This is a genomic window from Stakelama saccharophila (assembly GCF_032229225.1).
Lineage (GTDB): Bacteria > Pseudomonadota > Alphaproteobacteria > Sphingomonadales > Sphingomonadaceae > Sphingomonas > Sphingomonas saccharophila.
Map to the genome: position 1 here is coordinate 1,708,032 of NZ_CP135076.1, position 14,984 is coordinate 1,723,015.

Annotated in this window: 12 protein-coding genes; 8 read left to right on the forward strand and 4 right to left on the reverse strand. The window is 63.8% G+C overall.

The features are described from left to right. Positions 1 to 67 precede the first annotated feature (67 nt). Complete coding sequence (gene acpA / locus RPR59_RS07925; RefSeq protein ID WP_313912827.1) at positions 68 to 1,741, forward strand: acid phosphatase; 1,674 nt, start codon at positions 68 to 70, stop codon at positions 1,739 to 1,741. Positions 1,742 to 1,744: 3 nt separating this feature from the next. Here acpA and RPR59_RS07930 read toward each other — a convergent pair whose 3' ends face one another. After that, complete coding sequence (locus tag RPR59_RS07930; RefSeq protein WP_313912829.1) at positions 1,745 to 2,785, reverse strand: phospholipase D-like domain-containing protein; 1,041 nt, start codon at positions 2,783 to 2,785, stop codon at positions 1,745 to 1,747. 122 nt (positions 2,786 to 2,907) lie between these two features. On the opposite strand from RPR59_RS07930, the gene RPR59_RS07935 reads away from it, so the two are divergent. From RPR59_RS07935 to RPR59_RS07960, 6 genes are all read left to right on the forward strand, one after another. Further along, entirely contained in the window at positions 2,908 to 3,477 is a 570-nt protein-coding gene (locus RPR59_RS07935; protein ID WP_313912831.1) for an RNA polymerase sigma factor, read from the forward strand. A 370-nt stretch (positions 3,478 to 3,847) separates the two neighbouring features. Next, on the forward strand, positions 3,848 to 4,567 hold the full coding sequence (locus RPR59_RS07940) for a FecR family protein (protein WP_313912832.1): 720 nt from the start codon (positions 3,848 to 3,850) through the stop codon (positions 4,565 to 4,567). A gap of 46 nt (positions 4,568 to 4,613) precedes the next feature. Then, positions 4,614 to 7,448, forward strand: coding sequence for a TonB-dependent receptor (locus tag RPR59_RS07945; protein ID WP_313912834.1), 2,835 nt, complete (start codon positions 4,614 to 4,616; stop codon positions 7,446 to 7,448). A gap of 19 nt (positions 7,449 to 7,467) precedes the next feature. Then, the gene (locus RPR59_RS07950; RefSeq protein WP_313912836.1) at positions 7,468 to 8,874 is read left to right on the forward strand and encodes an alkaline phosphatase D family protein; all 1,407 of its coding nucleotides are present in this window, start codon (positions 7,468 to 7,470) and stop codon (positions 8,872 to 8,874) included. Beyond that, a complete protein-coding gene (locus tag RPR59_RS07955) occupies positions 8,867 to 10,354 on the forward strand; it encodes an alkaline phosphatase D family protein (protein ID WP_313912838.1) in 1,488 nt (495 codons plus the stop codon). Before RPR59_RS07950 ends, RPR59_RS07955 begins: the two co-directional genes overlap by 8 nt. Before the next feature lie 22 nt (positions 10,355 to 10,376). Further along, on the forward strand, positions 10,377 to 11,759 hold the full coding sequence (locus tag RPR59_RS07960) for an alkaline phosphatase PhoX (RefSeq protein ID WP_313912840.1): 1,383 nt from the start codon (positions 10,377 to 10,379) through the stop codon (positions 11,757 to 11,759). Here the strand turns inward: RPR59_RS07960 and RPR59_RS14880 are convergent. The 3 genes from RPR59_RS14880 to RPR59_RS07975 are packed head-to-tail and all read right to left on the reverse strand — an operon-like array spanning position 11,682 to position 14,730. After that, positions 11,682 to 12,245, reverse strand: coding sequence for an RbsD/FucU domain-containing protein (locus tag RPR59_RS14880; protein ID WP_432280251.1), 564 nt, complete (start codon positions 12,243 to 12,245; stop codon positions 11,682 to 11,684). The genes RPR59_RS07960 and RPR59_RS14880 overlap by 78 nt on opposite strands. Then, positions 12,239 to 13,264, reverse strand: coding sequence for an aldo/keto reductase (locus RPR59_RS07970; protein ID WP_313912844.1), 1,026 nt, complete (start codon positions 13,262 to 13,264; stop codon positions 12,239 to 12,241). The genes RPR59_RS14880 and RPR59_RS07970 overlap by 7 nt, the downstream gene beginning before the upstream one ends. Further along, positions 13,261 to 14,730, reverse strand: coding sequence for a UxaA family hydrolase (locus tag RPR59_RS07975; protein WP_432280310.1), 1,470 nt, complete (start codon positions 14,728 to 14,730; stop codon positions 13,261 to 13,263). Before RPR59_RS07975 ends, RPR59_RS07970 begins: the two co-directional genes overlap by 4 nt. Here RPR59_RS07975 and RPR59_RS07980 point away from each other — a divergent pair. Next, positions 14,677 to 14,820 (forward strand): hypothetical protein, encoded by a 144-nt coding sequence (locus RPR59_RS07980; RefSeq protein ID WP_313912848.1) that lies wholly within the window; start codon positions 14,677 to 14,679, stop codon positions 14,818 to 14,820. The two genes, RPR59_RS07975 and RPR59_RS07980, sit on opposite strands and share 54 nt — an antisense overlap. Positions 14,821 to 14,984: the final 164 nt, after the last annotated feature.

Consider the following 14,984-nt stretch of genomic DNA (forward strand, 5'->3'; position numbering starts at 1 on the left):
GGCTCTTGTTCCGGGTCGACAATCCTGCGAGGTCGCAGCGGCGAAGGCATCAGGAAAGGGGCAGTGCGTGGCGAATCGATCCGATCATTCCGATGGCAGGGAACCGCTTGCCAACCCCCGTCGCCGCTTGCTTCTGGGCGGCGCTGCTGCCGCGGCCGGGGTGGCCGCGTTCGGACACGGCGATGCGGTAGCGCGGACCGCCAATCCGGGCGGCGGCGCGGCGTCCGGATCGCTCGACGATGCGCTGCGCGAGCATATCGACACCGTCGTGGTGATCTTTGCCGAGAACCGCAGCTTCAACAATCTGTTCGGAAATTTCCCTGGCGTGGAGCAGCCCTTGTCCAAGGTTCCGCGCGAGCGCTGGCTGCAGCGCGATCGTGACGGCCGCGTGCTTGATACGCTGCCCCCGATCTGGGGCGGACTGGTGCCGAACAAGCAGGTCGCACGGCACCGCGAATATCAGATCGGCGAGGATGCCTTTCCGGCGCTCGACAACGCCCCCTTCGCGTTGCGCACGCCCGAGGGCGACCCGTTGCCGCAGGGGCTGGTCACCCGCGACCTGATCCACGCCTTCTACAACAACCAGTTGCAGATCAATGGCGGCCGCAATGACGGTTTCGTCGCCTGGGGCGACAGCGGTGCGCTGACCATGGGGCATTATGGCGACAACAACACCAATATGCGCCTGTGGCGGATCGCGCGCGATTACACGCTGTGCGACAATTTCTTCATGGGTGCGTTCGGCGGATCGTTTCTCAACCACCAATATCTGATCGCGGCGCGGCCGCCTTTCTATCCCGACGCGGACCGCAGTCCGGCCAGGGGACGCATCACCGTGCTGGAGGGCGACGATCCCAAGGGCATCCGGCCGAAACAAACCGCCGAATCTCCGGCGAGCGCGATGGATGGGCCGGTGCGCTTCGTCCCCAATTCGCTGTCGCCCGATTTCTATGCGGTCAACACGATGCTGCCGCCCTATGCGCCGACCTATCGGCTCGACCCCGCCCGGCCGGGCTATGGCGACTGGTCGGACGCGCACACAATGGTCCCGCAACGGCATGCGACGATCGGCGACATGCTGTCGGTACGCGGCGTCGACTGGGCCTGGTATGCCGGCGGCTGGGACGCGGCGATGGAGGGGCATGGCAACGACAAGGCGTTCCCATCGGAGCCGAATTTCCAGCCGCATCATCAACCGCTCAACTATTTCGTCCGCTTCGCGCCGGGGACCGATGCGCGCAAACAGCATCTGCGCGACGGCGGGACGGGCGAGACGGCGCGCACCAACCGCTTCGTCGCAGATGCCGAGGCCGGACGGCTGCCGAGCGTGACCTATTACAAGCCGCAGGGCAGCCTGAACATGCACGCCGGTTATTCGGACGTGGAGGCGGGCGACCGCCATATCGCCGGCGTCATCGACACGCTGCGCACCAGTCCGCAATGGGACAAGATGCTGATTATCGTCACCTTCGACGAGAATGGCGGTTGGTGGGACCATGTCGCGCCGCCCGCGGGCGACCGCTGGGGCCCCGGTACGCGGGTGCCGGCGCTGATCGTGTCGCCATATGCAAAACGGGGTGCGGTCGATCACACGATTTATGACACCGGCTCGATCGCCCGCTTCCTCGCCCGCCGTTTCGGGCTTGCGAAGCTTCCCGGCCTGATCGAGCGCGAACGCGCCATGATCGCCGCGGGCGGGCCGCCGCCGGGCGACCTTACGGGTGCGCTCGATCTCGCCTGAGCATCAACCGCCCGGATGGACCGGCGGCCGGGCCTTGGCGGTGGCGAAGCTGGCGGCGTAGCCGCTGTTCCATAGCTGGTTCTCCAACGCGCGCAGCCGCTTCTCCATCGCCGTGTCGCGCAAGACGACCTCGACATTGCGCGACATGTCCAGATAGCCGCCTTCCCAGTTGCTCGTCCCGATCCAGGCCACGGCATCGTCGATCGTCATCACCTTGGTATGAACGACACGGGCATAAGGGATTGTGCCCGATGCGGGCTGCGGAATGCTGGCGACGCGGATTTCGACGCCCGGCACCGTCGCCAGGCTGGTCAGCCCCGGCAGCCGCTTGTCGGTCATCGCCCAGTCGGCGATTATCAGCCGGATCGTTAGCCCGCGCGCGGCAGCGGCGCGCAGCGCATCGTCGATGACATGATAGTCGCCGCCGCCGAACGCCGTGGTCGAATAGTCCATTACCTCGATCGCGATGCCGCGCTTTGCGGCACGGATCAGCTTGACCAATGTCGCTTGTGAATCGCCCACGCCGGGCGGATCATAGGCGTTGGGGCTGGCGACGAGCAGCGCATGGCCCTCGACCGGCGAATATTCACGCTTGCGCAGCGGCGGCACCGTCCTGCCCGCTGCGATCCGGGCCTGCGCTGTCCAATCATGGTCGAAAATCGCCTGCAGCCGGCTCGCCATGTCGGCATCGGTGATGCGCAGCCCGGTCTCATCGATCTGCGACAGCGATCGCCAGTCGAAATTCTGGCTGCCGACATAGGCTTCGCGTCCGTCGACGATGAAGAACTTGGCGTGGATGATCCCGTCGCCGGCAATGTCGGACCAGGCGAGCGTGCGGAATTCAAGGTTCGGAATCCGCTTCAGCCGGGCGATGGTCGCCGGCTTCGACATGGCCTCGCCCTTTTTCTCCATCAGGAAGCGGATATGGACGCCGCGCCGCCCGGCGGCGTCGAGCGCGGCGATGACCGTATCGAGCGCTTCGCCGGATCTGCCCGCGACATAGAATTGTTCGATCGCGACATCATGCTGCGCGCGATCGATCATATCGGCCCACACCGTCGCCGGGTCGCGCAGTGCGTATTTCGTATTCCGTATTCCGGTCTGTAACGATGCTGACATGTGCACGGCCCATTGGCGCGCCTGTCGTCAAACTTATGCCGGAATCCATGGACGCGCTTCGCCCAATTGACCTTTGGTTCCTTGACGAGATTCTGCCGCATGAACCGATATTTCGTGCAAAGGCGCGAACGTTGGCCAACTCGGATGAGGAGGCGAGCGATCTCCTGCAGGAAGCCTTTGCGAAGTTGATGAGCGTGGATGGCTGGCAGGCAATCGAGTGCCCCCGCGCCTATACGCTAAGCATCTTGCGCAACCTGGCGATCAAGCGGCTGCGTAGAGCAAAGTTGATCGAATTCCGGCAACTGGCGGACGCTGGACGGGACGAACCAGCCGATATCGCTCCGGATGCCTTTCAGATCCTTGCTGGTCGCGATCAGGTGCGGCTTGTGCTGGAGATCATCGACGCGTTGCCCGAACGCAACCGGCGGGTGGTCCGCATGCGCCGTATCGAAGGCAAAAGTCTCAAACAGATTGCCGAGTCTCTGCGACTGAGCCAGTCGACCGTAGAAAAGCGGCTGGCGCGCGGACTGGAACTCTTGACGCGGGCGCTGGAACGTGCGGACCGGATTTCGGTTTTTCGCGACACTTCGGCGACTTCCGGACGCCGCACCGGATAATATCGTCAAAAAAGTGGTGGCGACAGCCGTCCTGGAACTCTTATGGGTAATGAGGGGCAAATGAGCAGGTACGCGTTTGCGACAGGAAACGCACAGTAGCGACGAGCAGGACGCACTCGCAACGGCTGCCGAATGGTTCGCGGCTATTGATGCGGGCACAGCGGACATGTCGGCATTCGAGCGCTGGCGCGCGTCCGATCCTCGCAATGCGGTTGCCTTCGCGCGCATCGCCCGAAGCTGGCAGGCGATGGAAGATGTCGGAGACCTCGATCCCGATCGGCAGCGGGCCGGCAATGGTGCCAAGGAAGTCGCCCCGGCTCGCCTGACGCGGCGCGGCATCATCCGCGGGGCGATCGGGGCGGGCGCGGGCATGCTGGCGATCGGCGCAGGCGTGCTGGCGGATAGCGCGCCGAGCGAGGCGCATACGCGCGCCGGCGAGCGCCGGATGGTTGCCTTGCCCGGCGCGACCAGCATCGTGTTGAACGGCGACACCGCAATCTCCTGGCGCAAGCATGACAAGCATATCGAAGTTTGGCTGGAGCGCGGAGAGATCGCGCTGGTGCTCCGTGAAGCACCGCTTCCGCTTCTCGTTCATGGCGGTAAGGCGTCCGCATTGCTGGAGCCGGGCCGATACAATGCCCGCCTTACGGGCGGGCTGCTGGATGTCGGGGTTATCCGCGGCACCGCTGCCCTGTCCATTTCGAATACCGTTTCCGCAGACGGGAGCGGATCCATCGTCAAGGCGAACGAAGCGGCGCTGGTCGGACGCGAAACGCATCTGCATCCGATGAACAGCAAGCAGGTCGAGGCGCTGCTTGCCTGGCCGCACGGCGAAATCGTCTTCAACGATGAACCGCTCTCGGTCGCGATCGAGCGGTACAACCGCCAATCGCCGGTAAGACTGGTGCTCGGCGATCCTGCGCTTGGAAATATTCGGGTCGGCGGACGGTTCACCTCCAGCAACCCGAATTCCTTTCTGAAGGCGTTGCGCGCATCATTCGATATCCGCGCCGAGCGGACCGACAAGGCCGTCGTGCTGATGGGCGGCAAAAAATTTATTCGATCGGATTTGGCGGTTCCGGCAAGCTGAAGGGTCTTTCCGTCCGAGGCATCACCTTTCGAGCCACGGGGGAAAAATGAACCGCAACGCTATCGCTTCGCTGGGCATGTTGTCGGCCGCCGCTATGACGGCCAGCGCGCCGGCGTCCGCTCAGACCACGATGCAGGAATACAATATAGGTCCGCAGTCGCTTTCGTCGGCGCTGCAGGAATTTTCGCGCGTATCCGACATCCAGGTCCTGTTTCCTTCGGACGCCATTGCCGACAGGCGAACTGACGGTATCCACGGCCGGATGACGGCGCGCGAGGCGGTGCAGCGCCTGATCGATGGCAGCAGGCTTCGCATTGCGAGCATCGACGACAACACGATCGCGCTGACTGCCATCACGACGGACACGACCAGGGCACCGCAGGTCGCCAGCACCGATGCCGGCCGGGACATCATCGTCACTGCCCGCGTCGCGCGCGAGAAGGCGATCGCGATGAAACGCGAAGCGACCAATATTCGCGAGGTCGCCACGGCGGATTCGGCCGGCAAGCTGCCCGACAAGAACCTGGCGGATGCGCTCAGCCGCCTCACCGGTGTTTCCTTGGAGCGAGACAAGGGCGAGGGGCGCTTCGTTTCGATCCGCGGAATTTCGCCCGAATTGAACAATGTGACGCTGGGCGGGCAGCCGACCGCGCTTCCCGATGTCGACGGCCGGGCCGGCCGGGCCGCGCCGCTCGACGTAATCGGATCGGGCGATTTTCAGGCGGTCGAGGTGATCAAGACGCTGCGTCCCGACATGGATGCGCAAGGCATCGGCGGCACCATCAACATCCTGCCGCCCAGCGGCTTCGACCGGACCAAGGCATTCGGCTATGCGTCGGCGGAATACGGCGTCAACGATCTCGAATCCGCTGCCGATATCTACAGCGGCAGCGCCGGATACGGCACCCAGTTCGGCGATGGCGGCATGGCGCTGTTTCTGGGCGGCGAATATTCGAAGCGCGAATACCGCACCGAGAATGTTGCCGGGTCGCGTTGGAGCGAGGAAGGCGGCTATTATGTGCCCGACCGGCTGCGCTTGCAGAATTTCAGTTCCTCGCGCGAGCGCTACGGCCTCACCGGCAATCTCGACATGCGCAACGATGACGGCAACAGCGGCTATTTCCGCGTCGTCTATAACCATTTCACGCAAGAGGATTATCGTCCCGAACTGCAATTCGACAAGGACGGAAACATCCTGAATCAGACGCCGACCACCGGCACCTTCACCGAAGGCGACGTCAACCTGGAATCGCTGCGCAAGGAAGCGGAACGGTCGATCCTCAACATGAGCATAGGGTCCAAGCTCAGCTTCGGCGACGGCAGTCTGATCGTGGAACCGCAATTCACCTATTCCAAGGCGCACGAGAATGTGCCCGTCTATGACGCCTATGAATTCAACGTCGATGAGAACCAGCCGATCGACTATGATCTGAGCGACCAACTCTTTACCTTCGATACCGGGCAGATGCGGTTCGACCCGGCCAATTTCGTGCTCGACGAATTCCGCATCGATACGTCGAAGGAAAAGGAACAACTGCTCGTTCCCTCGCTCGACGTGACGTGGAAGCCGGAGCTTCTGGGGACGGGCACCTATTTCAAGATCGGCGGCAAGGCGACGTTGCGGCACCGTTTCGTCAACGACAATTCCAACCGCTACAATTCGGTCGATCCGCTTTATCTCGACGGGTTTTCAATTTCCGGGCCGGATGATTTCCGGGGGAAGTACAATATCGGTCCGTTGCCGGACCAGGACGCGCTGCGCGCCTATTTCGACGCCCATCCCGAAGCGTTCGCGCTGAACGAGGCGCGCTCGATCAGCAATTCGTTCGAGGACGATTACGATATCACGGAGAAAATCTTCGCCGGCTATGCGCTCGCCAATCTCGATCTCGGAGCACTGACTTTGCTTGGCGGCGTCCGCGTGGAGCATACCGATACGACGATTGGCGCGACGCAGGTTCTCGAACTCGACGGCGATTTCGCCGGCACCGAACCGATGACCGGCAAGCACAACTATACCGATGTCTTTCCCAACGTGCAGGCGCGTTATGACATTACCGACACGCTGCTGGTGCGCGCGGCCTATACTACGGCGATGGGGCGGCCCGATTATGTCGCGCTGGCGCCGATTTCGACGCTGGAGGCTGACGAGACGACACCGGGTTCGAACCTGTATGACGGCGAACTGGAGATCGGCAATCCCGAACTGAAACCGTACAAGGCGCAGAATCTCGACCTCACGCTGGAATTCTATCCCAACAAGGGCGGGCTGCTCTCGGTGGGCGCGTTCTACAAACATGTCGACAACCCTATCTTCGAACGCAGCCTGTTCTTCACCGACGTCACGCGCGACGGTCGCGACTTCCGGGAACTGAGCGTCGACACGACGGAAAATGCCGAAAGCGGCGAAATCTACGGGCTGGAGGTGAATGTGCAGCAGCAACTCGCCTTCCTGCCGGGCCTGTTGTCGGGTTTCGGCGTTTCGGCCAATGCGAGCTTCATCAAATCGTCGGTCACCGTGTTCGGCCGCGACGACGACCTGTCCTTCTTCACGCAGCCCGACCGCGTCTATAATGCGCAGCTCTTCTACGAAAAGGGCATCATCGCGGCGCGCGTCGCCTACCAATATCGTTCCGAGTTCCTCGAATCACTGGGCGGCGAAGCGATGGAAGACATCTATCAGGACAGCAACGGCCAGCTCGATGCCAAGCTGAGCGTGAAACTGCTCAAGAATGTCGTTGCCTATGCCGAAGGGCAGAACCTGACCGACGAGCCGTTCCGCCGCTATCAGGGCGTGCCATCTCACCTTGCCGGCGAAGGCGAATCCGGCAACGAGATTTTCGGACGCACCTTCCGCTTCGGCCTGTCGGCGCAGTTCTAAAGGGGAAGGAAGAGCCGTGATGCGATTGCCGCGACGCAAGCTTCTGGGCGCGATCGGCAGCATCGCGGCGCTGCCCGCGACGATGCGTTCCGCACGCGCCGCCGAGCCCCGGCTGTTGCAAGGGCCGATGGTCGGTTCGCCGGGCGCCGGAGACATGACGATCTGGAGCCGGGCGAGCGGTCCCTTTCAAGTCGCCGTCGAATATGCCGACAATGCGCAGATGGTGGGCGCGCGCATGTCACCGCCCGTCACTGCTCATCCCGACGACGACTATACCGTGCGTAACCGGCTGGCCGGCCTGGAGCCGGGCACGCGCTATTATTACCGCATGTACGTGTCGGGCGAACGGCCGCGCTATCAGCGGAAGCTGCCGCCCTTCAGTTTCCGCACGGCGCCATCCGGGTCCGCGCCGTTCCGCATCGCTTACGGTTCGTGCCTGCGCGTCGAGCTGGACCAGCAGCAGCGCATCTGGGAAGCGGTCGCCGCGCGCGAGCCCGACCTGTTCCTGTGGCTGGGCGACAATATCTATGGTGACGCACTGCGCGCCGAGACGCTGGCAGAGGAATATCGCAAGCAACGCGTCGTGCCTGCGCTTCAGCCGGTGCTGCGCTCGGCGGGCAACCTCGCCATCTGGGACGATCACGATTACGGTCTGAACGACGGCGACCGCACCTCCACGGTGAAGGTCGGCGCGCTGGGAGTATTTCGCAATTACTGGGCCAATCCCGCGCACGGGCTGCCGCACACGCCGGGCGTCTTCTTCGACTATCATTATGGCGGCGTGCATTTCATCTTCCTAGACGGGCGCTATTACCGCGATCCGAACAAGGCGGAGAACACGCCGCAGAAAACGCAGCTCGGCGCCGCGCAGAAAGCGTGGCTGAAGGAAAAGCTGCGCGGCAGCGACGCGGTGTTCAAGGTGCTGGTGTCGGGCGGCGGCTGGTCGAAGGCGAAGGGTCCGCATGGTGACGGCTGGTCCGCCTTCCTGCACGAGCGCGACGAGATTTTCGATTTCATCCGCGATGAAGGGATTGGTGGCGTTATCGGCATGTCCGGCGATACGCATTGCGCCGAACTCAACTGCGTGCCGCGTTCGGAAACGGGCGGCTACGACTTCTATGATCTCGGTTCCTCGCCCATGGCGCAGGACACCGATTCCGACTGGGCCTATCGCCGTCCCGAGCGGCGCATGCGCGAACCTTATGACGGCGGCCCCAATTTCGGGGTGATCGATTTCGACGCCACCGCCGAGCGGCCGTGGATCGAATCCTGCGTGGTCAACGAATATGGCCAGAATGTCTGGGAACCGCTTCGCATTTATGCCGATGAGCTGGTGAACGGCGCGCGCACCTGGCCTGATAAGATGGATGGAGATGCCCGTGCCTGGCACCGGCTGGTGGGGCAGAAGGATATTGCCGATGCCTGATTACCCCGACCATGACGAACGCCGCGCCCTGAAGCTTCGGCGGCGCACGATGCTGGCGGGAATGGGCGCACTCGCCGCCGCGCCGCTGCCGGTTCGCGCGCGGCGGAGCGAAACCGGCAATCCACGCCTGATGCAGGGGCCGATGGTTGGTGCCGTTACCGGAAGTGAAATCCTGATCTGGGGCCGGGCAAGCGGACCTTATCGGGTCGAGATCGAATATGCCGACAATCCCGATTTCGCGAATGCTCGGCGCAGCGCGCCGGTGCAGGCACAGGCGGAGCGCGATTTCACCACCGTCAGTCGCCTGACCGGCCTGGAATCGGGCAGGCGTTATTATTACCGACCGCTGGTGGAAGGCGATCAGCCCAAATATCGCCAGGAGCTGTCACCCTATTCCGTGCGCACCGCGCCGGCGGAGCCGGCCAAGATCCGCATCGCCTTCGGATCGTGCGCGCGGGTGCAGGAGGACCCGGAGCAGCCGATCTGGGGTGCGGTGCTGCGCAGCGAGCCCGACCTGTTCCTGTGGCTGGGCGACAATATCTATGCCGACAGCCGTATTCCCGGCGTCATGGCCGAGATCTACCGCCGCCAGCGCGACGTGGCGGGTGCGCAGCCGGTGCTGCGCCAGGTGCCGCAGCTTGCTATCTGGGACGACCACGATTTCGGCGAGGGCGGCGCGGACCGGACCTTCGCCACGCGCGAGCAGTCGCTGGCTTTGTTCAAGCAATATTGGGCGAACCCCGCCTATGGCCTGCCCGACGCGCCGGGGGTGTTCTTCCGCTATTCCTATGGCGGGACGGACTTCTTCTTTCTAGACGACCGCTATTATCGCGATCCAAACGATATGCCGCAAAGCGCCGAGAAAACGCAGATCGGCGCCGCACAACGCGAATGGTTGCAACAGTCGCTGCTGGAAAGCGACGCGCCGTTCAAGCTGGTGATCGCGGGTGGTGGTTGGACGCGCACGCAGCCAGACGAGCAGCCGGTCGGATGGGGCTCGTGGGCGTCGTTCCTGCACGAGCGCAATGCGCTGTTCGACTTCATTCGCGACAACCGGATCGGCGGCGTCGTGCTGTTATCTGGCGACACCCATGCCGGCGAATTGAACGCCGTGCCGTGGTCGGCGCGCGGGGGATATGATTTCTACGATCTGGTCGCATCGCCGCTGGCGCAGGACACGTCGATCAATTGGTTCCGCAGACGCCCCGAACGCCGCATCCGCGGGGCCTATGCCGGCAGCGCCAATTTCGGCGAGTTGGAAATCGATGCCGCCGCGGACCGGCCGAAGCTCACCTACAAGCTGCGTAACATTTATGGAAAGAGCGTGTGGAACGATCTGGTCCTTTACGCCGACGAACTGGTCAACGGCGTGACGAGCTGGCCGGGGAAGATGAGCGGGGACGGACGCGACTGGCATCATATGGTCGGGGATCTCACCGCCAACGATTGGGCGATGATCGATGCCGGGCATGATCGGTAGGACGACAAGGGACGCGAGCAGCATGGACAGGCGACAATTTTCAAGGGGCGCGATCACGGCGCTGGCCTTTGCCGGCCTGGCGCGCGGCGTGTCGGCCTGGGCACGGCAGGACGCCGTCGGCGAGGATGGCAGCCGGCGCTTCGCCTATCGCAATCAGGTGCCGGGCTATGGCCCGCTGAAGCCCGATCCCGTTGGCCTGCTGGACCTGCCCGAAGGCTTTTCCTACCGCATCGTGTCGCAATTGGGCGATCGGATGGATGATGGTTTCCGCGTACCCGACAGCGCGGACGGCATGGGTGCGTTCGACCTGGGCGGCGGCCGCATCGCGTTGGTCCGCAATCATGAACTCGATCCTGACGAGCTGCCAAAGGGACCCGCCGGCACCGAGGCCGGGCGCCTGCACGGCCTGGCCGCGTTCGACCATGACGGCGACGGGCATGCGCTTCCGGGCGGCACGACCACGCTGGTGCTCGATGCCGCGACGTTGACGCCGGTCCGCCAGCATCTCAGTCTTGCCGGCACGGTTCGCAACTGCGCGGGTGGCACGACGCCCTGGGGAAGCTGGTTGAGTTGCGAGGAAACCGTCGACCGTTGCGGGAAGGCACATGGCTGGGTCTTCGAGGTGCCGGCCGCGGCTTCCGGACCGGTCGAGCCCGTGCCGCTGACCGCCATGGGCCGATTCAGGCATGAGGCCGCCGCCGTCGATCCGCGCACCGGCATCGTCTACATGACCGAGGATCGCGACGAGAGTCTGTTCTATCGCTTCCTGCCCGATGTGCACGGCGAACTGGCCCGGGGCGGACGACTGCAGGCGCTGGGACTCGCCGACGCGCCGGAAGGGTTCGACACCCGCAACTGGAACCATGTCGCCTTCCCCTCCGGCACGACCCGCGCCGTGCGCTGGATCGACCTCGACGGGGTGGGCAGCCCCGACGACGATCTGCGGCATCGCGGGCACGAGGCGGGTGCCGCGCTGTTCGCCCGGGGTGAAGGCGTGCATTGGGGCGATGGCGAACTCTATTTCTGCTGCACCTCCGGCGGCGCGGCCGGGCTGGGGCAGGTGATGCGCTATGTCCCCAGCGCGCGGGAAGGGCAGGCGGGCGAACGCGACGCGCCCGGCCGGCTGACCAATTTCGTCGAATCCACCGATCCCCGCCTGTTCAATTTCGGCGACAATCTGACGGTGTCGCCATGGGGGCATCTGATCGTCTGCGAGGATCAGTATACCGACATCACGACCAATCATCTGCGGGGCGTGACGCCGGACGGAAAGCTCTACACGCTGGCGCGCCATGGCGGGCAGGCCGAATTCGCCGGCGCCTGCTTCTCACCGGACGGTCGCACGTTGTTCGTGAACATCTATCATCCGGCAAAGACCCTTGCCATCACTGGGCCTTGGATCTGACCGACCAATCCCTGTCCGACGGGCTTGACTATGTTCGCAAACCCGTCGGTCTGTGTGTTGCCCGATGGCAGGACGGCTGCGGTGGTCGCTTATGGCGGCACGACGATCGACCTGATCGACGTCGCGGCGCGCAAGAAACTCCGCACGCTCGATATCAGCCCCAACCGCCGCCCGCACGGTATCGCGTGGCTCGACAATGACCGCTTGATCGCGACCGCCGAGGATAGCCGCTCGGTCGCCATCGTGTCGCGGAGCGGCAAGGTTCGCTCGATCCCCACCGATCAGGACGGCACGCACATGGTTGTCGTCTCGCCTGATCGCGTCGAGCATCCGGTCGAGGGGATGGCCATCGGCGCGTACGAGACGCTGGGCGTTCGCGCTCGCCGGGAAATTGGCGTCCACTATGGCGATTTCGTCGCCATGGCCCATTGCTCGCAGGATCGCGAGAGATTTTGGCCCGAGCACAGGGTCGATACCCTTCAGCATGGCGCGTCGTCCCGGATAAGTTGCTCATGCTTCAAGTCCTCCCACAACGCGTCTGGCACCCGAGTTCGGTAGCAGTCCAGGTTGCGCCGCACCTGGTCGGCATCGCGCCCGCCCGGGATAACCGAAACCACCGAAGGATGACGCAGCGGGAAGGCGAGCGCGGCGACGGGGAGTGGAACGCCGTGCGCGGCGCAGACCTGGGCGATCCGGGCAGTTCGTGACCGCACTTCCTCGGAGGCTGGTGCATAGTCATACCATGCGCCTTCGACCGGTCCGGTAGCGAGGATGCCGCTATTATACGGCCCGCCGATCACGATGGAGACGCCGCGTGCCGCGCAGCGGGGCAGGAGATCGTCGAGCGATGACTGATCGAGCAGGGTATAGCGTCCGGCGACGAGGAAAAGGTCGGGATCGGCCTCGTCGAGCATGCGCAGGCAAGCGAAGCGATCGTTCACGCCGACGCCGATCGCCTTGATCTCACCCGCCGCGCGCAGTTCGGTCAGCGCGCGCCAGCCGCCGCCATCGATCAGCTCGCGAATGCGGGCGTCGGCTGCGTCCTGAGAACCATGGGTGGGCACATCGACATCATGGACATAGACGATATCGACCGGCCGGCCGATCCGCTCCCGGCTCTCGGCCAGCGAGCGCTTTATCGAATCGTGATCATAAGCAAAGCGGACCCGAACCGGCGGCACATCCTTATAGATGCCACTGTTCTGCTCGCCCGGCGCGCAAGGTTCGAGAAGACGGCCGACTTTTGTTGACAAAACGACTTCGTGCCGCCTCTCGATGGCAGCACCGACGCGGCGTTCCGACAGGCCATGGCCATAAAGCGGCGCGACATCGACATAGGTGACGCCTCCGTCGAGCGCTGCGGTAACCGCCGCGACGGCGTCGGCATCGGCAATGGGTTCGCCCATATTGCCGATCGGCGCCGCCCCGAAGCCGATCTCACTGAGCGACAGCGCGACGCCGGCGGGAGTGGTGATATGCGACTGTCTGAGGGTGGAGCCGGTCACATCACTGCTCCGATCTGCCAGGGGACGAATTCCATACCGCCATATCCAAGCGCTTCACTTTTCGACCGTTGGCCGGAGGCGGTTGCGAGCAGATAGTCGAGGATTTCCTTCCCCTTTTCCTCGATCGAGGCGTTGCCCGTCAGGATCGCGCCGCAATCGAGATCGATATCCTCCGGCATGTGCTCATAGAGTTGCGTGTTGGAACTGAGCTTGATCGAGGGCGAAGGTTTGTAGCCGAAGGCGGAGCCGCGGCCGGTAGTGAACGCGATGAGGGTCGCGCCGGAGGCGACCTGGCCGGTTGCCGAACAGGGGTCGAAGCCGGGACTGTCCATGAACACCAATCCGCTGGTCGGGACCGGCTCGCCATAGCAGATGACATCGGCGAGCGGGGCGGTCCCGGCCTTCGCCACCGCGCCCAGTGACTTTTCTAGGATCGTGGTCAATCCGCCCGCCTTGTTACCGGGCGAGGGGTTGTTGTCCATCTCCGCACCGCGGGCGCTGGTATAGTCCTCCCACCAGTCGAGCCGAGCACGCAGCTTGGCGGCGACTTCGGGCGTTGCGCGCGCATAGAGAAGGTGCTCGGCGCCATAGATCTCCGGTGTTTCCGAAAGCAGCACGGTCGCGCCGAGCCCCACCAGCCGGTCGACGGCATTGCCGAGCGCCGGGTTGACCGTCACACCCGACCACGCATCTGATCCGCCGCATTGCAGTCCCAGCACCAACCGGGAGGCAGGAACGCGCTCGCGTTTCGCCGCCGCCACCTCTGGCAACAGGGTCTTTACCCGTGCCACGCCCTCTTCAATCGCCTTGCGGGTGCCGCCCATCTGCTGGATCGTGAAGGTTTCGATCCGCTCGCGTGCGTCGGCGGCATAGTCGGCGATGAGTTGACCGGTCTGGATCACCTCGCATCCCAGTCCAACGAGCAGGATCGCACCGAAATTGGGGTTGGCCGCCGTACCCCATAGCGTACGACGCAACAGCTCATAGGCTTCGCCCTCGTGCGCCATGCCGCAACCGGTGCCGTGCACGATCGGAACAATACCGTCGACCCCGGGATGGTTGTCGAGCAGCCCCTGCCGCTCGACCGCTTCCGCGATCTGTCGAGCGACCGTGGCCGAACAGTTCACAGAACTCAAAACCGCGACATAATTGCGCGTGCCGACCCTGCCGTCCGGCCGGACATAGCCATCGAAATAGCGCATCGCCGAAGGCTCGGCCGCCGGCGCGGACGGGGCTGCATCGCTGCGCATGTCCGCCATTGCGAGATTGTGGCTGTGAACATGTTCGCCGGGCGCGATATCAGAACTCGCCATTCCGATGACCTGGCCATATTTGCGGACCGGTTCACCGGATCCGATGGCGTGTGCGGCAAGCTTGTGCCCCGGTGGGACATCGCTTCGCAGAGTCAACGGGTGCGCGCCATCGGCGACCGTTTCGCCGACAGCCAGGCGTCGCGCCGCAACCAGAACATCATCGTCACGGTGCAGGCGAACAAGGGATACCGCCTGATCGTTCACTGGAGCAGGCCGTTATCGGCCTTGATACGGTGCCGATAAGGCGCCGCGAGCGTTTCCGCCATCGTTGAAAACTCCTGAATCGAATTTACGCCAACCTGTAAACGAAGTCGTTCCTCTGTATCAAGCGAGTCTGTCTGATTACCGATAAAATACCCGGAAAACCATGGAAATTATATCCGGCGACGTTCATGTGATTAAAATGT